A 21,760-nucleotide genomic window follows, 5' to 3' on the forward strand; every position below is an offset into this window, starting at 1 on the left:
AGTCGATGGTCACTACCGGACAGCGCCCCCCGTCCAGCCGTACCGACCTGCCTCCCCTCCGACCCGGTGCCGACGAGATCGCCACCGGAGCGCTCGCCGACCTCGCGCCCGAGTCCGGCTGGCCCCGCCCGGTCCTGCTCGACGCCGAGCTGCTGATCCTGGTCACCGGCGGTCACGGCACGGCCGAGCTGGACTTCCGGGCGCTGCCCTGCCGGCCCGGCACGCTGCTGCGGGTCCGCCCCGGCCAGGTGCTGCGCTGCCTCGGCCCGCAGCTGGACGCCACGGTGGTGCGCTGGGGCGCCGGGACGCTGCGCGGGCTGGACGTCGACCCGGACGCGGTGCCGACGTACCGGCAGCTCGCCGGGGAGGACGAGGACGCGGTGATCAGCGAGGTGACCCAGCTGGCAGTGGACGCCGACCGGCACGCCAGGATACCCGCCGCCGCGCCGCTGCTCCGCCACCAGCTCGCCGTGCTGCTGCTGCGGCTGAGCCTGCTGCCCGTCGCCGAGGGACCGGCGCAGCACCGGGCGGAGACGGAGACCTTCCGCCGGCTCTGCCGGGAGGTGGAACGCGGCTACCAGTACACCCGCCGGGTGGAGGATTACGCCGCCAGGCTCGGCTGTTCGGTGCGTACGCTCACCCGCGCCTGCCTGGCGGTGACCGGCCGCAGCGCCAAGCAGGTGATCGACGAGCGGGTGGCGTTGCAGGCCAGCCGACTGCTCGCCGCCACCGACGAGCCGATCGCCCGGATCGGCCGCTGGCTCGGCTTCCCCGAGCCGACCAACTTCGGCCGATTCTTCACCCGCGAGGTGGGGGTCAGCCCGGGCGCGTTCCGGGCCGCCCGGGCACGGCCGATCCCGGTCCGCATGGTGCGCCCCCGTCCGCCCGCCGACTCCCCCAGCCCGGCGCCCCAGGCATGATGGCAGCGTGCAGATCTCCGCGCGCGGCGACTACGCGGTCCGGGCCGCGCTGAGCCTGGCCCAGGCGTACCCCCGCCTGCTGTCCACCCAGGCCATCGCCGCCGAGCAGGACATGCCCCGCAAGTTCCTGGAGGCGGTGCTGGCGGACCTGCGCCGGGCCGGGATCGTCCGGGCGCAGCGCGGTGCCGAGGGCGGCTACACGCTGGCCCGGCCGCCGCGCGAGGTCACCGTCGGGCAGATCCTGCGGGCCGTCGACGGCCCGTTGGCCGGGGTACGCGGGATGCGCCCCGAGCAGACCCGGTACGAGGGCGCGGCGGAGAACCTGCCCCGGCTCTGGGTGGCGGTGCGCGCCTCGGTGCGTCGGGTGGTCGACGAGGTGAGCCTCGCCGACCTGGTCACCGGCCGCCTTCCGGCCCACGTCCGCAAGCTGACCGGCCTCCCCGGCGCCTGGGAACCCCGCTGACCCCCGCTCCGGTCACCGTCCATGGCGGAGGCGGGCCGGTTTCGCGGAACAGCGCTTCGGGCATGTTCGATGCGGCAGAGGCAGCCAGCGATACGAGAGGAGCCCGGCGATGGGCATCGTGTTCCGCAAGCGGCAGAAGTTCGGCCCGCTGATCCTGAACTTCACCGAGCACGGCTTCTCGTCCTGGAGCATCAAGATCGGCAAGTGGTCGTGGAACTCCCGGACCCGGGCCCACCGGGTCGACCTGCCGGGGCCGCTGTCCTGGAAGCAGGACAAGTCCCGGGCGTGACGTCCCGAGGTCGGGCGGGGTGCCGGTGGGGTTCTTCGGCACCCCGCCCGACGTCCGGGCATCCGATCGTCCGGCTCGGGCGTCCTTCGTGGTCAGGCGGATGACGCGGCGTCCCCGGCCGGAGCGGTGCTGATCACCGCGTCGCCGCCGAGCCGGCCGTGCTCGGGGTCGCGGGTCACCGCCCCGGAGGCGAGCAGCGAGGTCAGCGCCCGGTTCGCGTCGGCGGCCCGGTAGACGGTCGAGGTGGCCGTGAAGCGGCGCAGCTCGGTGACCGTACGCGGGCCGGAGCGGGCGAGTTCGGCCAGCAGTTCCCGGCGCAGCGGGCCGGGGTCCGGGGCGAGGCTGATGTCGAGCAGTCGCCCGGCCGGGTCGGCCGGGTCCCGGTAGCGGACCCCGGCGTACTCGTCGACCGCCCAGAGCGCGTCCTTGACGGCTTCGAGGCTCCGGTCGGAGCCGCTGGCATAGGCCAGCAGCCGGGCCGCCCCACCCTCGGCGGGGACCAGCTCCACCTCGGTGACCAGCGGGAACCCGGCCGCGGCCAGGGCCTGCCGGACGGGTCGACCGGGCGCGGTGACCAGCAGCAGCTCGGCCGGGCGGCCGGTGGCCACGGCGGCCAGCAGGGCCGGGTCGGGCGCGCCGCCGTCGACCACGGCGAGGAGTGGGGCGCCGGCCGCGCCGGCGGCCTTGAGCGCCACCGGCAGCCGGTCCGGGTGGCCGGGCACCACGTGCACGGCCACGTCCGCCGGCAGGCCGGCCTCGGCCGCGCCGAGGCGGGCCGGCAGGTCCGCGCCGCCCTCGGCGAGCACCAGCACGGTCAGCCGCCGGCCGCGCAGCCGGTCGGCGAACTCGGCCACCACCCGCAGCGCGGCCTCCGCGCCGGCGGTGTCGTCCCCGGCGTACGCGAGGGCCAGGGTGGCCCGCCGGGAGCGGTGCAACGCTCCCGGCAGCCAGTGGTCGAGCTGCCGGACGAGCAGCTCGCGCAGGACGGTGTCGGTCGACATGGTGCCGTTCTACCACCGGCGCCGCGACCGGTGCGGCGGTGCGTCAGGCCGGGACGGAGATGCCGACCCCGCCACGGGTCTGGCCGCCGTAGCGCCGCCGCTCCCGGTCGAGGTCGAGGCGGCCGATCCGCTTGCGGGCGGCGAGGGCGTCGTCGTCGAGCAGGTCGACGGGGACGATCCAGACGATCTCGAACTCCAGCCCGTCCGGGTCCTGCCCGTAGAGGCTCTTGGTGGTGCCGTGGTCGGAGGCGCCGACCAGGGCCCCGGCGGCGGAGAGCCGCTCGGCGGTGGCGGCCAGCTCGTCCAGGGTGTCGAGTTCCCAGGCCAGGTGGTAGAGGCCGACGGTGGCCCGGCCGGCCGGGGACGGGCCGGCGGCGGCGCCGATCTCGAACAGGCCGAGGTCGTGGTCGTTGGTGGAGTCGGGCGCCTGGAGGAAGGCGGCGCCCCGGAACCCGTCCGGCGTCATCGGCACCGGACGGAAGCCCAGCACGTCGCGGTAGAAGGCGACGCTGCGCTCGAGGTTACGGACGTAGAGCACGGCGTGGTTGAGCCGGAAGATTCCCATGCCGTCGACGGTACCCCGATTTGGTTGAGCGTTCAACAACATGCCCTATGATGGTCGTCATGACCCGCTGGCTGAACCCCGACGAGCAGCGAACCTGGCGCGCCTTCCTCGCCGCCAGCCGGGCCCTGATGGACACCCTCGACCGCGAGCTGCAACGCGACGCGGGGATGCCGCACGCCTACTACGAGATCCTGGTCCGACTCTCCGAGGCCCCCGAACGGCGCATGCGGATGAGCGAGCTCGCCGACGCCACCGGCTCCTCGCGCAGCCGGCTCTCGCACGCCGTCGCCCGCCTCGAGGCGGCCGGCTGGGTCCGCCGGAAGGACTGCCCCACCGACCGGCGCGGCCAGATCGCGGTACTCACCGACGACGGTTTCACCACCCTCGCCGCCGCCGCGCCCGGCCACGTCGAGGGGGTACGTCGACACCTCTTCGACGCGCTGAGCCCCGCCCAGGTGGACCAGCTCCGCCGGATCAGCGAAACCCTCGCCGACCACCTGACCGGATCCTGACCAAACTGATCCACTCCGGGGCTTGTACTTACCGTCGTCGGATGAGCACGATGGGGCGTGTCCTCCGGCTTCGGTGAACTGACTCTCCAGGCGCACCACCTGGTGTCCGAAGGCGACCTCGCCGGGGCCCAGCGGCTGCTCGCCGACGCGCTGACCGACGCCGATCCGCGTCCCGCCAACGCCTCCTCCGAGCTGGCCGACGCCGCCGGCCTCCAGGCCCGGGTGCTGGTCGCCCTCGGTGAGCCGCACTCCGCACGCGGCTGGGCCGCCTTCGCGTACGCGGCGGCCACCCGGCTCTACGGCCGCTCCGACGAGCGCACCGTCACCGCCGCCGCCACCCTGGCCGCCGTGCTGCACCGGGTCGGCAGCGACGCCCGGGCCGCCCGGCTCTACTCCGACGTCATCATCGAGCTGACCGCTCGCGAGGGCCCCGAATCGCAGCGGGTGCTGGCCGCGCACGCCGACCTGGCCACCGTGGAGTACGCCCGGGGCCGGTGCGAGGTCGCCCGGGACCGCCTCCAGGACGCCTGGGACCTGCACCGCGAGGTGTACGGCGACGGCCACCCCAGCGGCATCAAGATGCTGGCCAAGCTCGGCGCGATGGAGCGCGACTGCGGCCGGTACGCCGAGTCCCACGAGCACCTGACGCTCGCCCAGGAACTGTGCTCCCAGCACCTGGCCGCCGACGACCCGCTCGCCGCGCAGGTCGCCACGCTGGCCCGGGCCGCCGCCGACCCGGACCACGTCTGCGTCGAACCCGAACCGCCGGCCGGTGAGACCCCGGTGGTGCCCGCCGCCCGCGTCCCCCCGGCCGCCGAGGGGCCGCCGGAGCCGCTGCTCTACCACCCGCCGGACCGCACCACGGAGGAGGCGCCGGAGCCCTCGCCGGACCGGACCGAGGAGGCGCCGGAGCCGCTGCTCCACCACCCGCCGGACCGCGCGGCCGGCCCGGCCGAGGCGGCGCACGTGCCCGTCCCGCGCACGCCCCCGGACGCCGACGACGACCTCGCCGGGCCGGCGGACAACTGGTGGCCGCCGGAGGAGCAGCCCCTCGACGAGTGGGCCGCCGCGCAGAGCGCGCTGCCGCCGACCGTGGTCGGGCTGACCGAGGCGGAGCCGGCCGGGGTGCGGCGGGTCCCGGGGGCCACCGAACCCGAGCCGCCGTCGCCCTACCTGCCGGTGCACGTGCCCCGCCCGCCCGCGCCCGAGCGCCGGGCCACGCCGTGGCTGCCGCTGGTGGTGGCCGGGGTGATCGTCGCCCTGCTGCTCGGCACGATCGCGGTGGTCGCCGGGGTGTCTCGGGTGGACCGCTCGCGGAGCACCCCGGCGCCGGCGCGTACCACCGCCGGCCCGCCGTCGAGCGGCACCTCGACCGCGCCCACCGGTACGCCGCAGGCCGCCCCCGCCTCCCCGGGCACCCCGCCGGGTCGGGTCCGGCTGGCCGACCGGCGGGACAGCATCGTGCTGAGCTGGACGTACCCGGCCGGCGCGGAAGGACCGGTGGTGATCGCCGGGGGCCGCTCACGGGACACCCAGCACACCTTCGAGGAGCTACCGGCCGGCACCGACAGCTACATCGCGTACGGGCTGAGCCGCACCCAGGACTACTGCTTCACCGTCGCGGTGGTCTGGTCCACCGATACCGTCGCCCGGGCCGCCCCGGTCTGCACCCGGCGGGGTTGACGACCTGTTGGCGCTGCCCCGGGCTCACTCCACGGTCCAGGTGATGTCGGGCGGGCGGACCCGGGCACAGAGCGGCCCGCCGTCGGCATCGGTCAGGCGGAGCCGGCCGACCAGCATCCCGGCACCGTCATGCGCGGCACGCAGCAACTCGGCCGGGATGTCACCGAACAGCAGCTTCGCTCGGCGGAACATCTCGAAGCGGTCGTCCGTCACCGCACCCCAACTGAGGTACAGGAACCGGGCTCCCGGGCGCCCGTGCACCCAAGGCCCGCCGACGTCGAGCAGCCCGTCCAGCTCGCGGCTGGTGACCTCGAACTGCCAGATCGCCTCCGGCGCGTCGGCCGGTACCCGGTCGACCACCTCGGCCTTGCACTGCACTCCCACGTGCACGTTGCCGAGCCGGAGTCCGTCGGCCTCGGCACCGGCGCGCCGCCCCGGCAGGTCACTGCCCTCGATCCGGATCCGCATTTCCCCGACTCTAGGCCGCGATGACGACAGTGCCTCCGGCCAGCAGAGGTGATGCGGCAGTCAAGGGCCTACGAGCGGCCAAGCCGAAACTCGCAGAGCGTGTGCCAGGCGTTCGGGGCCGGTGCCCCCGCGATGAGTCGGACCACGTCCACGGCGGCGTGGAGCGGCAGGTGCGCGGAGACGGCTTCGGCCGCGTTGCTCATCACCTCTGCCGCAGCGTCCTGCCCGATGGTCAGGTGCGGCACGACCTCGATGTGCTCTCCCTCGTACGGCGGCGCCTCGGGGTACCGCCGGCACACCGCCGCGGTGAGATCACGGAACCCGCTGTCAGGTCTCGGCGCGAGCCAGACAACGCTGTCGCCGAACCAGTCGACGTGCGTAAACGTCACGTCGAAGCGGGGGATCGCTGCGAAGGTCTGACGCAGCGTGGTGAGCACCTCATCGTCGATCCGGTCCGGTGGCAGGAACGGATAGAGCACGGTCACATGCGCGGGCACCCCCCACGCGGCGGCCGGGTCGAGCGAGGCCCGAAATTGTTCCACCGCCTGCTCGGCCTCGACCACCGGCACGATCAACGCGGTTTGCGTCGGAGTCATCCCCGCAGTTTCCGAGCACCACGGCTGACTATCCACCGAGTTACGCCGACGCATCGTCCGCCTCCGGATCGACCAGCGCCGGCAACCGGACACTCACCCTCAGTCCCGGCCCGGCGCCCGCCGTCGCGCCGGGAGCCGCGTCGACGAGGTCGACGGTGCCGCCGGCCCGGCGGACCAGCTCCCGCACGATGGCCAGGCCCAGCCCCGCGCCGCCGTCGTCCCGCGCCCGCGCGTCGTCCAGCCGGGTGAACCGCTCGAAGACCCGCTCCCGGTCGGCCGCCGGGATGCCCGGCCCGTCGTCGGTCACGGTCACCACGTGGTACGCCCGCTCCCCCGGCCCGGCGCGGCGCGGACCGGGCACCGGCCCGTCCGGGTCCGGACCGGTCACCGCGAGCAGCACCTCGCCGCGGGCGTGCCGCAACGCGTTCTCCACCAGGTTGACCAGCACCCGGCGCAGCTCGGCCGGGTCGCCCTCGGTCCACACCGGCCCGGACGGCGGCACGAGCCGCAGCGGCCGGGACGGGTAGCGGTCGGCCACCCCGCGCAGCAGCTCACCCAGCTCCACCGGGCCGACGGTGCGCAGCGGCGCGCCCGGCCGGCCCGGCTCCTCGTCGAGGCGGGCCAACAGCAGCAGGTCGTCGACCAGCCGGCCGAGCCGTTCGGTGTCGGCGAGCAGGTCGTCGGCGACCGTCGGCCAGTCCGTCGCGTCGCCCAGCCGCCGGGCCACCTCCAGCTCGGTCCGCATGTTGGTCAGCGGGCTGCGCAGCTCGTGCGCGGCGTCGGCGACGAACGCCCGCTGCCTGGCCCGCGCGGCGGACAACCGGTCCAGCATGTCGTTGAGGGTGACCGCCAGCCGCTGGATCTCGTCCCGGGCCGCCGGTACGGGCAGCCGCCCCGGCCCGGCCCGGTCGGTGATCTCGGCGGCGCCCCGGCGCAGTGCCTCCACCGGACGCAGCGTCGCCCCGACCACCCGCCAGGCAACCACGGCCAGCCCGGCGACCAGCAGCGGGAAACCCACCAGCAGCAGGGTCCGGACCACGTGCAGGCTGTGCCGGACGTCGGTCATCGACTTGGCGACCAGCACGGTGAGCGGGTCGGTGGGACTGCCCGCCGGTACGGTCACCACCCGTACCGGGCCGGTGAGCCCGACCCGCCGCCCGTCCACGACCAGGCGCTGGCGCTGCCCGGCGTGGAGCTGGTCGGTACGGAGCATCGGCACCAGCCGGTCGGCGTCGATGGAAGCGGCTCGGATCCGGCCCTGCCCGTCCAGCACCTGCACCCGGAGCTGGCCGCCGGCCACCGGCAGCGGGTCGGGCAGGGCGTCCTCGGCGGCGAGCCGCGCGACCGCGTCGGCGGTCTGGAACGCCTCGGCGTCGACCGTGCGCTGCAGGGTCCAGCCGAGCGCTCCGAGCAGCAGCAGGCCGCCGAGCGCGAGCCCGGCGCTCAGCCCGGCCACCCCGATCAGCAGCAGCCGGGCCCGCAGGCCGAGTGTTAACCGGGGGCCCCTCCTATACCGGAGGCGATAAGAAGGGGCCCTTCCTTTCCCGGTCATGCGGCGAGCCGGTAGCCGGCACCGCGGACGGTCTCCAGGCGGTCGCGGCCGATCTTGCGGCGCAGGTAGCCGACGTAGACCTCGACCGCGTTCGGGGCGGTGTCGAGGCTGGCGTCCCAGACGTGGTCCAGCAGTTCGGTCTTGGAGACCACCTGCCCGGCCCGGCGCATCAGGTAGTCGAGCAGGGCGTACTCCCGGGCGGTCAGGACGACCTCGGCGTCGGCCCGGGTCACCCGCCGCCGTGCCGGGTCCAGCCGCAGGTCGCCGACGGTCAGCACGGCCGGGCGTTGCGGCGCGCCCCGGCGCAGCAGCGCCCGCAGCCGGGCCAGCAGCACCACGTACGAGAAGGGCTTGGTGAGGTAGTCGTCCGCCCCGCAGTCCAGCCCGTCGGCCTGGTCGTACTCGCCGTCCTTGGCCGACAGCATGAGCACCGGCAGCCAGTGCTCCTCGGCGCGCAGCCGGCGCACCACCTCGTAGCCGGAGAGGCCGGGCAGCATCACGTCGAGGATCATGGCGTCGTACTCGCCGTGCCGGGCGGCGTCCAGGCCGGCCGGGCCGCTCGACTCGACGTCCACCGCGAACCCCTCGGCCTGCAGGCCGCGGCGCAGCGCCGCCGCGAGCCGCGACTCGTCCTCCACCACCAGCAACCGCACCCGTCCAGGGTGCCACCCGGGTGACACCCCTAGGGAATCTCCTCAGCGCCCTCACAGCGACCGGGGTGCAGCATTACGGTCAGGAGGTGTCCACCATGTCTGTACTGAAGAACCACGCCGTGCTGCGCTGGCTGGTCCCGGTGGCCGCGGGGGCCGTCGTGATCGGCGGCGGCGCGGCCGTCGGCACGTTCGCCGCCACCGCCGACCCGGCCCTGCCACCGCGTACCGCCGCGCAACTCCTGGACGATCTGCGCACGTCCCGCCTCGACGGGCTCTCCGGCACCGTCGTGCAGCGCGCCGATCTCGGGCTGCCGCCGATCGCCAACCTGGCCGGGATGGCCGGCGGCGACGAGCTGACCAGCCTGATCAGCGGCACCCACACCCTGAGGGTCTGGTACGCCGGCCCGGACCGGCAGCGGCTGGCTCTGGTCAGCACGCTCGGCGAACGGGACGTGCTGCGCAACGGCCGCGACCTGTGGACGTGGAGCAGCCGGACCAACACCGCGTCGCACCGGACGCTGCCGGCGAAGGACGAGGACCTGTCGTCCGCACCGGCCACCCCGGCCGACGCCGCCGACCGGGCGCTGGCGGCGATCGACCCGACCACGCAGGTCACGGTCGGCCGCTCCGCCACGGTGGCCGGGCGGAGCGTATACGAGCTGGTGCTCATCCCGCGCGACAAGGACTCCCTGGTGAACCAGGTACGGATCGCGCTGGACGCGAAGGAGCACGTGCCGCTGCGGTTCGAGGTGCTGGCCGACGGCGCCGACGAGCCGGCCTTCGAGGTGGCCTTCACCCAGGTGGACTTCCGCACCCCGGACGCGGACCAGTTCCGGTTCAACCCGCCGCCGGGAGTGACCGTGACCGAGGAGAAGGCGGAGGCGCCCGGCAAGCACCTGCCGACCGACCGGCGGCCGGACGGCTCGGACCTGCGTACCGTCGGGGCGGGCTGGACCACGGTGCTGGTGGCGCGGCTCGACCAGGCCGGGAAGGCGGGCGGCGCCGACGCCACGGCGCTGCCGCGGGAGCCGGGCCGGGGCGTCCCGGCGGCCGGTTCGGGCCTTCCCGGCGCCGACGTGGCCGGCCTGCTGGACGCGCTGCCCAAGGTCAGCGGTGACTGGGGCAGCGGCCGACTGCTCACGTCGAAGCTGTTCAGCGTGCTGCTGACCGACGACGGGCGGGTGCTGGCCGGGCTGGTCACCCCGGAGCGGCTCTACCAGGTGGCCAAGGGCTGATCCGCGAAGCGGACCCGTCGGGGGTCCGGCCGGCGTGCGCCGGTCGGGCCCCCGGTGTCGTTGTCGGGCTTGATGGCGCGGCGGTGTGACGTGGTCGCGGGCGGTCGGGCAAGCTTGGTCCGGCGGTGGGCCACGCGGTATCTTTCTCAATTCAAACGCAAAAAGGAATGGCCAATAAAGCCATTCCTTGCGCTTATTTTAGGGGATGAGGAGCCGGCTTGTCAACGCACTCCGACGTATCGGGTGAGCTGCACCAGGACGACGAGATCGGCCGCGAGCAGGAGTACGTCTCGATGCTCTACGGCCGGCTGGACGGCATGCGGGAGCAGGCCGCCCGACGGCTCACCGAGGAGCTGCGGACCACCGGCGGCACGTTGCAGGCCCGGTCCCAGCGCGACTCCGCCGTCGGGATGTACGCCGAGCAGGTCGAGCAGTACTCCGCGGTGGAGAGCGGCCTCTGTTTCGGCCGGCTCGACGGCGACGACGGATCCCGCCGCTATATCGGCCGGATCGGCATCTTCGACACCGGCGGCGACTACGACCCGCTGCTGATGGACTGGCGCGCCCCGGCCGCCCGGGCGTTCTACCTGGCCACCGCCGCCAACCCGCAGGGCGTACGCCGGCGTCGGCACCTGCGCACCCGGGAGCGGAAGGTCGTCGGGCTCAACGACGAGGTGCTCGACATCGCGGCCGCCTCCCCCACCGCCCACGAGGAACTGACCGGTGAGGCGTCGCTGCTCGCCGCGCTGAACGCCGGGCGTACCGGCCGGATGCGGGACATCGTGGAGACCATCCAGGCCGAGCAGGACCGGATCATCCGCGCCGACCTGCCGGGCGTCATGGTGGTGCAGGGCGGACCCGGCACCGGCAAGACCGCGGTGGCGTTGCACCGGGCCGCGTACCTGCTCTACACCCACCGGCAACAGCTGTCCACCCGGGGCGTCCTCCTGGTCGGCCCGAACGCCACCTTCCTGCGCTACATCTCCCAGGTGCTGCCGACGCTGGCCGAGACCGGCGTGCTGCTGCGCACCCAGGCGGACCTCTTCCCCGGGGTGAGCGCCCGGCGCACCGAGCCGCCACGGACCGCCGCGCTGAAGGGGCGCGCGGTGATGACCGAGGTGCTGGCGGACGCCGTCCGGGACCGGCAGTGGGTGCCGGACGAGCCGCTGGAGATCGAACTGCCGCAACGGGAGATCCTCACCCTCGAACCGGAGGTGGTCCGGCAGGCCCGGGAGCGGGCCCGCCGCTCGCAGCGCCCGCACAACCTGGCCCGGGCGCTCTTCGACATCGAGATCGTGCACGCGCTCGCCGGCCAGGTCGCCGAGCGGATCGGCGCCGACCCGCTCGGCGGGGAGAACCTGCTCTCCGAGGCCGACGTCGCGGAGATCCGCCGGGAGCTGCGCGAGGAGCCCGAGGTCCGCGCCACGCTGGACGAGCTGTGGCCGGTGCTCACCCCGCAGCGCCTGCTCGCCGACCTGTACGCCGACGAGGAGCGCATCGCCGCCGCCGCGCCGATGCTCAGCGACGCCGAGCGGGCGCTGCTGCACCGCGAGCCCGGCGGCTGGACGCCGGCTGACGTCCCGCTGCTGGACGAGGCGGCCGAGCTGCTCGGCGAGGACGAGCGCGCGGCCGTGGCCCGCCGGGAGCGGCTGCGCGCTCTGGAGCGCGAATACGCCGAGGGCGTGCTGGAGATCTGGCGCGGTTCCCGCTCCATCGACGTCGAGGACGAGGCCGACGGCGGTGAGATCCTCGGCGTCACCGACCTGATCGACGCCGACCGGCTGTCGGAGCGGCAGGAGGACGCCGAGCGGCTGACCACCGCGCAGCGGGCCGCCGCCGACCGGAGCTGGGCGTTCGGGCACGTCATCGTCGACGAGGCACAGGAGCTGTCGCCGATGGCGTGGCGGCTGCTGATGCGCCGCTGCCCGAGCCGGTCGATGACCATCGTCGGCGATGTCGCCCAGACCGGGGCGCTCTCCGGCACCCCGTCCTGGGCCGAAGCCCTCGAACCGTACGTGGCGGACCGGTGGCGGCTGGAGGAGCTGACCGTCAGCTACCGCACCCCGGCCGAGATCATGGCGGTGGCCGCGGACGTGCTCACCGCGATCGACCCGGCGCTGCGCCCGCCCCGCTCGGTACGCGCCAGCGGCGTGCCGCCGTGGGACCGTACCGTCGCGGCGGACCGGCTCGGCACGGAGCTGGTCGAGGCGACGGCCCGGGAGGCGGCCGGGCTGACCGACGGGCGGCTCGGGGTGATCGTGCCGACCGGCCGGGTCGCCGAGCTGGGCGCGGCGGTGGTCGCCGCGCTGCCGGAGGCCGCCGTCGGCGAGCAGCCCGAGCTGGCCAGCCGGGTGGTGGTGCTCAGCACCGAGCAGGCCAAGGGCCTGGAGTTCGACTCGGTGCTGGTGGTCGATCCGGAGCGGATCGTGGCGGAGTCCCCGCGCGGCCACAGCGACCTCTACGTGGCGCTCACCCGCGCCACCCAGCGCCTCGGCATCCTCCGCGCCGGCTGACCGCACCGGACACGGGACGGGGTGGCCTCCATTGAGGCCACCCCGTCGTCGCGGCGTCAGCCCGGGTTCGCACCCTCGTCGGTGAAGTTGCCGACCTGGCTGCCGCTCGCCGAGGCGTCGCTGGTCGAGCCGCCCGCCGGCGTACTCAGGCCGCCGGTGGTGGCGTCGCCGGTGGTGGTCGGCGCCACCTTCCCCGGGTGCCGTTCCGGCTGCCGGGCCACCCGGCGCGCGCTGGCCGGCCCGGCGGTGCCCCCGGTGGTGGTGACCGCACCCTGACCGCCGGTCGGGCCGCCGTCGCGGAGCACGTTCGCGTCGACCGGGGTGTGCGCCGGGTCGTCCGGGTCGTCCTCCTGGATCACCCGCGTCACGTCGGTCTGCGGCACGGTGACCTCGTCGAGCGCGCCCTCGCCGTACACGCCGCCGGCGACCCGCTCCTCGGCCCGGCGGGCCGCGTCCTGCCGCATGTCGTCCTCACGCACGTCAACCACCTCGCAGATTTCTCGGGATCCGCTGTGCGTGCCCGGCCACCGGCGACCCAAACCGGCCCGACCGGACGGTGGGCGGGCCCGTTCCGTACCTGCCCGGATGTCTGGTTGCCGTGCCGACGGCTCCTATTCGGCCGGGGGCCGGCGTTACCTCTCCGGGGCCCCGGGTAGACGGGGGGTGCCCCCGCCATGAACGCGAACCGTGCCGTGGCCGAAACGCGGTAGCGGGGCGAGGGAGTGCAGGGAACGACTCATCAAATCCTGAGGAGGACCAGATGAGCACGCAGGCTGCATCCACCAGGCCGATGAACCGGCCGGCGCCCGACATCCAGAACCGGGCGGCCATGCAGGAGACACCGACCCGTCCGATGCCGGTGATGCACGACGGCCACCGGGAGGGGATGCCCGCGCCGGGCACCGAAACCAAGCAGGCGTTCCTCACCACCGAGTTCTGGATCTACGCCATCGCGGTCGCGGGCGTGATTGTCGCCGCGTTCTGGCCGGGTCCCGCCACCAACGGGCTGAACGTCAACAACCCGAACGTGGCCTGGTGGTTCCTGACCGTCCTGACCGGTGCCTACCTGTTCAGCCGTGGCCTGTCCAAGGCCGGGAGCGCGCGCCGCTCGATGGCCGAGCGCCGGGCCCGACGCTGACCCGCAGAAGCGGAAACACGACGGTGGCCCTGGGTACGCCCCAGGGCCACCATCGTCGTCCCGCTACTCGAAGTCGCCGCCGAAGTCGCCGAAGTCGCCTTCGAAGGCGTCCTCGATCAGCTCGCCGGCGACGAGGCCGCCCGCGACGCCCAGCGCGGCGCCGGCCACCATGCCGCCCATCCCCGGGCCGCGGTGGCCGTGGTGTCCGTGCGGGGCGCCGTAACCGTGCGGGGCGCCGAAGCCGTGGGCGCGCAGGTTGCCGTAGCGGGAGGTGGTCTCGCGCAGCCAGCCGTCCACCACCTGGACCCAGTCGGTCCGATCGGCGTCGGTGTGCGGCACGGCGTACCGGCCGAAGACGTCGTGGCCGGCGGTGAGGAAGCCGCCGCGCTTGTCGCACTCGAGGATCACGTCGACGCCGCGCTGGCTGGTCACGAACGTCAGCTCGACCTCGTTGACCGCCTGGGCGTACTGCGGGGCGGCGAAGAACTCGATCTCCTGATAGAACGGCAGCGTCTGCTGCACGCCGTGGATGTGGCCGTGCTCCAGGTCGGCGTGCTTGAACCGGAAGCCCAGCGCCTGGAAGGCGTCGAGGATCCGCTCGTGGACCGGCAGCGGGTGCACGGCCACCTGGTCCAGGTCGCTCTTGTCCACCGCCCGGGCCACCGCCAGCTCGGTACGCAGCCCCATGGTCATGCCGTGCAGCCGCTGGCCGTACACGTCGGTGACCGGGGTTTCCCACGGCACCGGGAGCTGGAACGGGATCGACAGTTGCTGCTTCGGAGCCAGCTCGAAGGGCCCACTGACCGGCATCCGGTGAAACTCCATGATGCCGGCGTACTCGGAGTCGCCGCCCTCGATCTCCACCCGGGTGACCAGGCCGACGGCGATGTGCTCGATGCTGGCCGGCGCGTCCCCGCCGACCAGGTTCACGTGCCCGTCCAGGGTCAGGCCGGGCCGGGTGTTCGGGTTGGTCAGGACCGTGTCGACGCTCGGCCCACCCACGCCGAACGCGCTCAGCATCTTCTTGAAGACCATCGGCACTCCCGATTCCACCGTCGGCACGCTCCACCCTGGAGCGCTTGGGGCCACGAAGGGGACCCTAACCTGCACAACTGTGAAGTGCCTGTGAGCGCGCGGAGTGAGCCGGGCCTGCGAGCCCGACTCAGCCGGCGTCGACGACGATCAGCTCGCCGACCTGCTCGCCGATCTGGCGGCGCGCCTCCGGCGGCAGCCCGCCGTCGGTGATCAGGACGTCCGCCTCCTCCAGCGGGGCGATGGTGGCGATGCCGATGGTCTCCCACTTGGTGTGGTCGACGAGCACCACGAGCCGCCGGGCGGCGTCGATCAGCCGCTTGTTGACCGCCGCCTCCAGCAGGTTCGGGGTGGTGAACCCGGTCCGCGGGCTCATCCCGTGCACGCCGAGGAAGAGCAGGTCGACGTTGAGCGCCCCGATGGCCGCCTCGGCCACCGGCCCGGTCAGCGCGTCCGACGGGGTACGGATGCCGCCGGTGAGCACCACGGTCTGGTCCGGACGCGGGTTCTGGTAGAGCACGTCGGCCACCGGGATCGAGTTGGTGACCACGGTGAGGCCCCGGACGTCGGCGAGCCGGGCGGCGAGCGCGGCGGTGGTGGTGCCGGCGGACAGCGCGATGGCCATCCCCGGCTCGACCAGCCCTGCGGCCCGCTCGGCGATGGCCCGCTTCTCGGCCTGCTGCCGGATCGACTTGGCGGCGAAACCCGGCTCGTCGGCCGAGCCGGGGCCGGCCAGCGTCGCTCCCCCGTGGACCTTGTCCACCAGGCCGCGTTCGGCGAGCACCTCCAGGTCGCGCCGGATCGTCATGTCCGACACGCCGAAGCGGCTGACCAGGTGGCTGACCCGGACCCCGCCACGCTGGCGGATCAGCTCCAGGATGGCGCTCTGCCGTTGCTGGGCGAGCATGGGGACCTCCTCTGTGCGCACGAGGCACGGTACGCGGACTCAGGCGGCCTCGGCCGCTCGGTCCCGGGTGGCGAGCTCCTCCCGGACCACCGCCACCTCACCCGCCGGGACGACCAGCTCGCCGTCGCACCGGCCGCCGCCGAGCAGCTCCGTGCCGGTGACCGCGAGCCGGGCCTCGGCGTCGGTGTGGTTGATGGCGAAGAGCCAGCTGCGCCCGTCGTCCGCCCGGCGGCGGACCAGCTCCACCCCGGCCGGGGCGGTCACCGGCGGACGAACGCCGGACTCGGCGAGCAGCCGGGCGACGAGCCGGTCGGTGGCCGCGTCGTCGAGCCGGGTGCCGAGGTACCAGGCGGCGCCGGCACCGACCGGGTGCCGGGTCAGCGCGGGCACGCCGGGCAGCGGCCCGTCGGCGTACGCGGCGAGCACCTCCGCGCCCTCGGCGTGCAGCCACTCGGTCCACACGTCGGCGGTCGCGCCGTCGTCGAGCCGGACCCGCTCGCCGGCGCGCAGCGGGAAGAACTCCTCGGTACGCACCCCGAGCAGGTCCCGGTACGCGCCCGGGTAGCCGCCGAGCCGGATGTGGTCGTGCTCGTCGACGATGCCGCTGAAGTAGGTGACCAGCGCGGTGCCGCCGGCTTCGACGTACCGGCGCAGCGCGGCGGCGTCGGCGTCCCGGACCAGGTAGAGGGTGGGCACCAGGACGAGCCGGTAGCCCGACAGGTCGGTGGCCGGGTGCACCACGTCCGCGGTGATCCCGGCCCGCCAGAGCGCGCCGTGCAGGGCGGCGAGCCGGTCGCCGTAGGTGACGTCGACGCTCGGGTGGGAGTCGAGTTCGATGGCCCACCAGGCCTCGTAGTCGAACAGGATCGCCACGTCCGCGTCGACCCGGCTGCCGCGTACCTCGGCCAGGGCCCTCAGGTCGGCGCCGAGGCGGCAGACCTCGCGGAACACCTTGGTATCCGGGCCGGCGTGCGGGACCAGCGCGGAGTGGAACTTCTCCGCGCCGGCCCGGGAGGCCCGCCACTGGAAGAAGAGCACCCCGTCGGCGCCGCGGGCCACGTGCGCGAGGCTGTTGCGGCGCAGCTGTCCGGGGGTCTTGGCGACGTTGCGCGGCTGCCAGTTGACCGCGCTGGTGGAGTGCTCCATCAGCAGCCACGGCGCGCCGCCCGCGACGCCCCGGGTGTGGTCGGCGGCGAGGGCCAGGTCGACCTGCGGCTGCGGGTCGGCGGCGATCAGGTAGTGGTCGTTGGCGACCATGTCCACGTCGGCCGCCCAGGAGTGGTAGTCGAGGTACTTCCCGCCGGCGCCGATCATGAAGTTCGTGGTGACCGGCTGCGGCGCCAGCCGGGTCAGCAGCTCCCGCTCGGCGCGCAGTTGGGCCCGCTGCTCGTTCGAGGAGAAGCGCAGGAAGTCGAGCTGCTGGGTGGGGTTGGCGAAGGTCGGCGCGGTACGCGGCGGGTTGATCTCGGCCCAGTCGTGGTAGCGCTGGCTCCAGAACGCGGTGCCCCAGGCGGCGTTGAGCGCGTCCAGGTCGCCGTAGCGGTCACGCAGCCAGCCGCGGAACGCCTCGGCGCTGACGTCGCAGTAGCAGTGCACGTTGTGGCAGCCCAACTCGTTGGAGACGTGCCACATCACCACCGCGGGGTGGTCGGCGTACCGGCGGGCGACGGCCTCGACCAGGGCGAGCGAGCGTGCCCGGAAGACCGGCGAGCTGGGGCAGTACGCCTGCCGCCCGCCGGGCCAGAGGACTGTCCCGTCGGCACGGCGGGGCAGCGTCTCCGGGTGGCGGTGGGCCAGCCAGGGCGGCGGGCTGGCGGTGGCGGTGGCCAGGTCGGCGTTGATCCCGCCGTCGTGCAGCAGGTCGAGCGCCCGGTCCAGCCAGCCGAACTCGAACCGTCCGGGGGCGGGCTCCAGCAGGGCCCAGGAGAAGATCCCGACCGAGACCAGGTTGACCCCGGCCCGGTGCATCAGCGCCACGTCCTCGGCCCAGGTCTCCTCGGGCCACTGCTCCGGGTTGTAGTCGGCGCCGTACCAGATGCTCGCGCCGTGCCAGGTCCGCATAGGAGCAGAGCGTGCCCCCGAAGCGCGCCCAAGTCAACACGTTCCAACATCGACAGATTTACAACGTTTACCTGGTCAAGGCCTTGCCACAACGGGGTTGTCGCTGTCTGTCCGTCCCCTTGACAGCACGGAACCAAGGGGTAGCTTCAACCGCCACCGGCTGTTCGTGTTCGGACATGTGGATTCTCGGTGAATCCATCGCTGCCGAACACCGACCCCGCCACCCGTCACGGCCCTTGGGCGCAGCGCACCTCTTCCCCGCAGGAGGCACAATGTCCCGTCCCCGCTCGCAAGCCGAGTACCTCGCCCGACTCGTACCCCCGTCCGTCGCCGGCCTGAACCGCCGCTCGCTGCTCGCCGGCGCGGCCGGCGCGGGCGCGCTGCTCGGTACGGGACTGCTCGCCGGCTGTGGCTCCGACTCCGGCTCCGGCGGCGACGCCAAGGCCGTGTCGCTCGGCTCGAACCAGTCGGACCCGAAGCCGAAGGACGTCATCGCGAAGGTGATGGACGGCTTCAAGACGTCGTCCGGGGTCACGGTCAACATCAACACCGTCGACCACAACACGTTCCAGGAGAACATCAACAACTACCTGCAGGGCAAGCCGGACGACGTCTTCACCTGGTTCGCCGGCTACCGGATGCGGTTCTTCGCCGCCAAGGGCCTGGCCGGCGACCTCAGTGACGTCTGGGGCAAGCTCTCCGGCTACTCCGACGCGTTCAAGAAGGCCTCGACCGGCGACGACGGCAAGCAGTACTTCGTGCCGGCATCGTACTACCCGTGGGCGGTCTTCTACCGCAAGTCGGTCTGGCAGCAGCACGGCTACCAGGTGCCGAAGACGCTCGACGAGTTGAACAGCCTCGGCGCGCAAATGAAGAAGGACGGCCTCACCCCGATCGCCTTCGCCGACAAGGACGGCTGGCCGGCGATGGGCACCTTCGACATCCTCAACCTGCGGATCAACGGCTACCAGTTCCACGTCGACCTGATGGCCGGCAAGGAGGCATGGACCTCCGACAAGGTCAAGAAGGTGTTCGACACCTGGGCCGGGCTGCTCCCCATCCACCAGCCGGACGCCCTTGGCCGGACCTGGCAGGAGGCCGCCCAGTCGCTGCAGCAGAAGAAGAGCGGCATGTACCTGCTCGGCCTCTTCGTCGCCCAGCAGTTCAACAACGACGAGCAGGACGACCTGGACTTCTTCACCTTCCCCGAGGTCGACTCGACGATCGGGTCGAAGGCCCTGGACGCGCCGATCGACGGCTACATGATGGCCCGCAAGCCGAAGTCCGAGGCCAACGCCAAGAAGCTGCTGGAGTACCTGGGCTCCAAGGACGCCGCGAACATCACGGTGAAGAACGACCCGAGCACCCTGGTCGCCAACACCAGCGCGGACACCAGCGGGTACACCGCACTGCAGAAGAAGGCCGCCGAGCTGGTCGGCTCCGCCACCGAGATCGCCCAGTTCCTCGACCGGGACACCCGGCCGGACTTCGCGTCGACCGTGATGATCCCGGCCCTCCAGCAGTTCATCAAGAACCCGAAGGACGTCAGCGGGCTGCTGACCAGCATCGAGAACCAGAAGAAGTCGATCTTCACGAGCTGACGGCGGAAGGGGGAAGGACACCGTGTCCGACCTGCCCCTGATCCAAGCGGATCGCGCCGTACCGCCGCCGGCCCCGACCACCGTCACGGGTGGTCGCGGCCGCCGGCTGCGGCTCCTCTCCCGCACCGACCGCGTGGTGATCACGCTGATGGTGCTGGTACCCCTGCTGCTGGTGGTCGGCCTGGTCTGGCTGCCGGCGGCGGCGACCGTGTTGCTGTCCGGCACGAACTGGGACGGCATCGGCCCACTCGGTGAGATCGACTGGGTCGGCCTGAAGAACTACGACGACGTGGTGAACATCTACCCGCCGTTCGTGCCGGCGGTGCAGCACAACCTGCTCTGGCTGGCCGCGCTCTTCGTGGTGGCCACCCCGTTCGGGATGTTCCTCGCCGTGCTGCTGGACAAGGAGCTACGCGGCAGCCGGTTCTACCAGACCGCGCTCTACCTGCCGGTGGTGCTCTCGCTCGCGCTGATCGGTTTCATCTGGCAGCTCATCTACAGCCGCGACCAGGGCCTGCTCAACGCGCTGCTCGGCGCGAACACCGACTGGTACGGCGACCCGCACGTGAACATCTGGGCGGTGCTGTTCGCCGCCGGCTGGCGGCACGTCGGCTACATCATGCTGCTCTACCTGGCCGGCCTGAAGGGCGTCGACCCGTCGCTGCGGGAGGCGGCCGCGGTGGACGGATCCTCGGAGACCAGCACCTTCTTCCGGGTCGTCTTCCCGGTGATGCGCCCGATCAACATCATCGTGCTCGTGGTGACGGTGATCGAGTCGCTGCGCGCGTTCGACCTCGTCTGGGTGGTCAACAAGGGCCGCAACGGCCTGGAACTGCTCTCCGCGCTGGTCACCCAGAACGTGGTGGGCGAGGCGAGCCGGATCGGCTTCGGCTCGGCCCTGGCGACGATCATGCTGGTCGTCTCCCTGGCCTTCATCACCCTCTACCTGTTCACCGTGATGCGGGAGGACCGGCGATGACCACGGCGATCCCGACCCGAGAACGGGCGGCCGCCGCGCCGGCCGGACGCCGCCGGCCGCTGCGGCCCGCCCGGGTGGTCCTGCACCTCTTCCTGGGTACGGTGGCGGTCGGCTGGCTCTTCCCGATCCTCTGGGCGGCCCTGACCTCGCTGCGCTCCTACGAGTACACCGCCAGCCACGGCTACGTGTCGCTCGGCGGCTGGACCTTCGATAACTACGTCACCGCCTGGCGGACCGCCGAGTTCGGCAAGCACTTCCTCAACTCCGTCTACATCACTGTCCCGGCGGTGCTGCTGACACTCTTCCTCGCCTCCTGCGTGGCGTTCGTGATCGCCCGGTTCGGCTGGAAGGTCAACATCGCCCTGCTCGGCCTCTTCACCGCGGCGAACCTGCTGCCACAGCAGGCCCTGCTGATCCCGCTGTTCCGGATGTTCACCGAGATCCCGCTGCCGGCCTGGATGAGCGACTCGGAGCTGCTCTACGACAGCTACTGGGGACTGATCCTGGTCAACGTCGCCTTCCAGTGCGGCTTCTGCGTCTTCGTGCTGAGCAACTACATGAAGGCCCTGCCGCACGAGCTGTACGAGGCGGCGATGGTCGACGGGGCCAGCGTCTGGCGGCAGTACTGGCAGGTCACCATGCCGCTGTGCCGGCCGGCGCTGGCCGCGCTGGCCACCCTCGAGGTGACGTGGATCTACAACGAGTTCTTCTGGGCCACCGTGCTGATGCGCACCGGCGACAAGTTCCCGGTCACCAGTTCCCTGAACAACCTGCGCGGCGAGTTCTTCACCGACAACAACCTGGTCTCGGCCGGCTCGGTGCTGGTCGCGATCCCCACCCTGGTGATCTTCTTCCTGTTGCAGAAGCAGTTCGTCCGGGGCCTCACGCTGGGAGCCAGCAAAGGATGACCCTCCTCCACCTGCGACGCGCACGGACCAGCCTGGTGCTCGACGCACGCGGCCCGGGGCTGCCCCGGGTCGTGCACTGGGGTGCCGACCTCGGCCCGCTGCCCGCCGACGACCTGCCCGCCCTGGTCGACGCCACGATCCCGCCGGTGGTGCCGAGCAGCTTCGACGCGCCGATGGTGCTGTCCCTGCTGCCCGAGGCGAGCGCCGGCTGGAGTGGCCGGCCCGGACTGGCCGGCCACCGCGACGGCCGCGACTGGTCCACCGCCTTCCGCCTCGACGGGGTGGACGTCGACGACGTCGCCCCGGAACCGGGCCGCGTGGCGGCGGGTGGGGAGGCGGTGCGCGTATCCGGGGAAGAGCGGGACCGCGACGGGGCCGGGCCCGCGCGGGTGACCGTGCGGGCGGCGGACCCGGGCGCGGGGTTGTCGCTCACCGTCGAGTTCACTCTGGACGCGGCCGGGCTGCTGACCGTGCGGCACCGGCTGCGCAACGACGGCGACCGGCCCTACGAGGTACGCGAACTGACCCCGGTGCTGCCGGTGCCGGCGGTCGCCACCGAACTGCTCGACCTGACCGGCCGCTGGTGCCGGGAACGGACACCGCAGCGGCACCCGTGGCCGATGGGCGCCTGGGTGCGCGAGGGCCGGCACGGCCGGACCGGGCACGACGCCACGCTGCTGCTGG

Annotated in this window: 22 protein-coding genes; 12 read left to right on the plus strand and 10 right to left on the minus strand. The window is 73.3% G+C overall.

Annotated elements, in window-relative coordinates; genetic code table 11:
• Positions 1 to 5 precede the first annotated feature (5 nt).
• From ONA70_RS03230 to ONA70_RS03240, 3 genes are all read left to right on the plus strand, one after another.
• The gene (locus ONA70_RS03230) at positions 6 to 920 is read left to right on the plus strand and encodes a helix-turn-helix transcriptional regulator (RefSeq protein ID WP_265004801.1); all 915 of its coding nucleotides are present in this window, start codon (positions 6 to 8) and stop codon (positions 918 to 920) included.
• A gap of 7 nt (positions 921 to 927) precedes the next feature.
• The gene (locus tag ONA70_RS03235; RefSeq protein WP_265004802.1) at positions 928 to 1,383 is read left to right on the plus strand and encodes an RrF2 family transcriptional regulator; all 456 of its coding nucleotides are present in this window, start codon (positions 928 to 930) and stop codon (positions 1,381 to 1,383) included.
• A 109-nt stretch (positions 1,384 to 1,492) separates the two neighbouring features.
• A complete protein-coding gene (locus ONA70_RS03240; protein ID WP_265004803.1) occupies positions 1,493 to 1,672 on the plus strand; it encodes a DUF4236 domain-containing protein in 180 nt (59 codons plus the stop codon).
• Between the two features lie 92 nt (positions 1,673 to 1,764).
• On the opposite strand, the gene ONA70_RS03245 is transcribed toward ONA70_RS03240, so the two are convergent.
• Both ONA70_RS03245 and ONA70_RS03250 read right to left on the minus strand, forming a co-directional pair.
• Entirely contained in the window at positions 1,765 to 2,673 is a 909-nt protein-coding gene (locus tag ONA70_RS03245; RefSeq protein ID WP_265004804.1) for a hypothetical protein, read from the minus strand.
• A gap of 43 nt (positions 2,674 to 2,716) precedes the next feature.
• Complete coding sequence (locus ONA70_RS03250) at positions 2,717 to 3,238, minus strand: VOC family protein (protein WP_265004805.1); 522 nt, start codon at positions 3,236 to 3,238, stop codon at positions 2,717 to 2,719.
• 50 nt (positions 3,239 to 3,288) lie between these two features.
• On the opposite strand from ONA70_RS03250, the gene ONA70_RS03255 reads away from it, so the two are divergent.
• Together ONA70_RS03255 and ONA70_RS03260 are read left to right on the plus strand one after the other, a co-directional pair.
• Positions 3,289 to 3,750 (plus strand): MarR family winged helix-turn-helix transcriptional regulator, encoded by a 462-nt coding sequence (locus tag ONA70_RS03255; RefSeq protein WP_265004806.1) that lies wholly within the window; start codon positions 3,289 to 3,291, stop codon positions 3,748 to 3,750.
• A 57-nt stretch (positions 3,751 to 3,807) separates the two neighbouring features.
• The gene (locus ONA70_RS03260; RefSeq protein ID WP_265004807.1) at positions 3,808 to 5,433 is read left to right on the plus strand and encodes a tetratricopeptide repeat protein; all 1,626 of its coding nucleotides are present in this window, start codon (positions 3,808 to 3,810) and stop codon (positions 5,431 to 5,433) included.
• 24 nt (positions 5,434 to 5,457) lie between these two features.
• Here ONA70_RS03260 and ONA70_RS03265 read toward each other — a convergent pair whose 3' ends face one another.
• The 4 genes from ONA70_RS03265 to ONA70_RS03280 all read right to left on the minus strand — a co-directional run bounded on the left by ONA70_RS03265 (position 5,458) and on the right by ONA70_RS03280 (position 8,702).
• On the minus strand, positions 5,458 to 5,901 hold the full coding sequence (locus ONA70_RS03265; RefSeq protein ID WP_265004808.1) for a DUF5990 family protein: 444 nt from the start codon (positions 5,899 to 5,901) through the stop codon (positions 5,458 to 5,460).
• Positions 5,902 to 5,969: 68 nt separating this feature from the next.
• Positions 5,970 to 6,470 carry a 2'-5' RNA ligase family protein gene (locus ONA70_RS03270; RefSeq protein WP_265004822.1) on the minus strand — a complete coding sequence of 167 codons (501 nt, stop codon included), beginning with the start codon at positions 6,468 to 6,470 and terminating at the stop codon, positions 5,970 to 5,972.
• A gap of 67 nt (positions 6,471 to 6,537) precedes the next feature.
• Positions 6,538 to 7,965 carry an ATP-binding protein gene (locus ONA70_RS03275; protein ID WP_406601136.1) on the minus strand — a complete coding sequence of 476 codons (1,428 nt, stop codon included), beginning with the start codon at positions 7,963 to 7,965 and terminating at the stop codon, positions 6,538 to 6,540.
• A gap of 80 nt (positions 7,966 to 8,045) precedes the next feature.
• Positions 8,046 to 8,702, minus strand: coding sequence for a response regulator transcription factor (locus tag ONA70_RS03280; protein ID WP_265004810.1), 657 nt, complete (start codon positions 8,700 to 8,702; stop codon positions 8,046 to 8,048).
• A gap of 95 nt (positions 8,703 to 8,797) precedes the next feature.
• Between ONA70_RS03280 and ONA70_RS03285 the strand changes: the two genes are divergently transcribed.
• A complete protein-coding gene (locus tag ONA70_RS03285) occupies positions 8,798 to 9,937 on the plus strand; it encodes a LolA family protein (protein ID WP_265004811.1) in 1,140 nt (379 codons plus the stop codon).
• A 293-nt stretch (positions 9,938 to 10,230) separates the two neighbouring features.
• Positions 10,231 to 12,450, plus strand: a complete 2,220-nt coding sequence (locus ONA70_RS03290) for a HelD family protein (RefSeq protein ID WP_265004823.1) — start codon at positions 10,231 to 10,233, stop codon at positions 12,448 to 12,450.
• A 56-nt stretch (positions 12,451 to 12,506) separates the two neighbouring features.
• On the opposite strand, the gene ONA70_RS03295 is transcribed toward ONA70_RS03290, so the two are convergent.
• A complete protein-coding gene (locus ONA70_RS03295; protein WP_265004812.1) occupies positions 12,507 to 12,929 on the minus strand; it encodes a hypothetical protein in 423 nt (140 codons plus the stop codon).
• A 281-nt stretch (positions 12,930 to 13,210) separates the two neighbouring features.
• Between ONA70_RS03295 and ONA70_RS03300 the strand changes: the two genes are divergently transcribed.
• Positions 13,211 to 13,588, plus strand: coding sequence for a hypothetical protein (locus ONA70_RS03300; protein ID WP_265004813.1), 378 nt, complete (start codon positions 13,211 to 13,213; stop codon positions 13,586 to 13,588).
• A 63-nt stretch (positions 13,589 to 13,651) separates the two neighbouring features.
• On the opposite strand, the gene ONA70_RS03305 is transcribed toward ONA70_RS03300, so the two are convergent.
• From ONA70_RS03305 to ONA70_RS03315, 3 genes are all read right to left on the minus strand, one after another.
• The gene (locus ONA70_RS03305) at positions 13,652 to 14,623 is read right to left on the minus strand and encodes a sporulation protein (RefSeq protein ID WP_265004824.1); all 972 of its coding nucleotides are present in this window, start codon (positions 14,621 to 14,623) and stop codon (positions 13,652 to 13,654) included.
• Positions 14,624 to 14,750: 127 nt separating this feature from the next.
• Positions 14,751 to 15,527 carry a DeoR/GlpR family DNA-binding transcription regulator gene (locus ONA70_RS03310; protein ID WP_265004814.1) on the minus strand — a complete coding sequence of 259 codons (777 nt, stop codon included), beginning with the start codon at positions 15,525 to 15,527 and terminating at the stop codon, positions 14,751 to 14,753.
• Between the two features lie 39 nt (positions 15,528 to 15,566).
• Complete coding sequence (locus tag ONA70_RS03315) at positions 15,567 to 17,588, minus strand: beta-galactosidase (RefSeq protein ID WP_265004815.1); 2,022 nt, start codon at positions 17,586 to 17,588, stop codon at positions 15,567 to 15,569.
• Positions 17,589 to 17,860: 272 nt separating this feature from the next.
• Between ONA70_RS03315 and ONA70_RS03320 the strand changes: the two genes are divergently transcribed.
• The 4 genes from ONA70_RS03320 to ONA70_RS03335 all read left to right on the plus strand — a co-directional run.
• Positions 17,861 to 19,189: an ABC transporter substrate-binding protein gene (locus ONA70_RS03320; RefSeq protein ID WP_265004816.1), complete on the plus strand. Its 1,329-nt coding sequence runs from the start codon at positions 17,861 to 17,863 to the stop codon at positions 19,187 to 19,189.
• A gap of 22 nt (positions 19,190 to 19,211) precedes the next feature.
• Positions 19,212 to 20,168: a carbohydrate ABC transporter permease gene (locus ONA70_RS03325; RefSeq protein WP_265004817.1), complete on the plus strand. Its 957-nt coding sequence runs from the start codon at positions 19,212 to 19,214 to the stop codon at positions 20,166 to 20,168.
• Positions 20,165 to 21,076 carry a carbohydrate ABC transporter permease gene (locus ONA70_RS03330; protein WP_265004818.1) on the plus strand — a complete coding sequence of 304 codons (912 nt, stop codon included), beginning with the start codon at positions 20,165 to 20,167 and terminating at the stop codon, positions 21,074 to 21,076. Before ONA70_RS03325 ends, ONA70_RS03330 begins: the two co-directional genes overlap by 4 nt.
• The coding region (locus ONA70_RS03335) for a glycoside hydrolase family 36 N-terminal domain-containing protein (RefSeq protein WP_319956146.1) at positions 21,073 to 21,760 on the plus strand (688 nt) is incomplete at its 3' end. The genes ONA70_RS03330 and ONA70_RS03335, both read left to right, overlap by 4 nt.

Origin of the sequence: Micromonospora yasonensis, assembly GCF_026013475.1 — a bacterium.
GTDB classification, from domain to species: Bacteria; Actinomycetota; Actinomycetes; order Mycobacteriales; family Micromonosporaceae; genus Micromonospora; species Micromonospora yasonensis.

Coding starts and splice junctions, on each gene's coding strand:
- ONA70_RS03230 (WP_265004801.1), top strand. CDS start 6: ATGGTCACTACCGGACAGCGCCCCCCGTCCAGCCGTACCGACCTGCCT.
- ONA70_RS03240 (WP_265004803.1), top strand. CDS start 1,493: ATGGGCATCGTGTTCCGCAAGCGGCAGAAGTTCGGCCCGCTGATCCTG.
- ONA70_RS03245 (WP_265004804.1), bottom strand. CDS start 2,673: ATGTCGACCGACACCGTCCTGCGCGAGCTGCTCGTCCGGCAGCTCGAC.
- ONA70_RS03250 (WP_265004805.1), bottom strand. CDS start 3,238: ATGGGAATCTTCCGGCTCAACCACGCCGTGCTCTACGTCCGTAACCTC.
- ONA70_RS03255 (WP_265004806.1), top strand. CDS start 3,289: ATGGTCGTCATGACCCGCTGGCTGAACCCCGACGAGCAGCGAACCTGG.
- ONA70_RS03265 (WP_265004808.1), bottom strand. CDS start 5,901: ATGCGGATCCGGATCGAGGGCAGTGACCTGCCGGGGCGGCGCGCCGGT.
- ONA70_RS03285 (WP_265004811.1), top strand. CDS start 8,798: ATGTCTGTACTGAAGAACCACGCCGTGCTGCGCTGGCTGGTCCCGGTG.
- ONA70_RS03290 (WP_265004823.1), top strand. CDS start 10,231: ATGCTCTACGGCCGGCTGGACGGCATGCGGGAGCAGGCCGCCCGACGG.
- ONA70_RS03300 (WP_265004813.1), top strand. CDS start 13,211: ATGAGCACGCAGGCTGCATCCACCAGGCCGATGAACCGGCCGGCGCCC.
- ONA70_RS03305 (WP_265004824.1), bottom strand. CDS start 14,623: ATGGTCTTCAAGAAGATGCTGAGCGCGTTCGGCGTGGGTGGGCCGAGC.
- ONA70_RS03310 (WP_265004814.1), bottom strand. CDS start 15,527: ATGCTCGCCCAGCAACGGCAGAGCGCCATCCTGGAGCTGATCCGCCAG.
- ONA70_RS03315 (WP_265004815.1), bottom strand. CDS start 17,588: ATGCGGACCTGGCACGGCGCGAGCATCTGGTACGGCGCCGACTACAAC.
- ONA70_RS03320 (WP_265004816.1), top strand. CDS start 17,861: ATGTCCCGTCCCCGCTCGCAAGCCGAGTACCTCGCCCGACTCGTACCC.
- ONA70_RS03330 (WP_265004818.1), top strand. CDS start 20,165: ATGACCACGGCGATCCCGACCCGAGAACGGGCGGCCGCCGCGCCGGCC.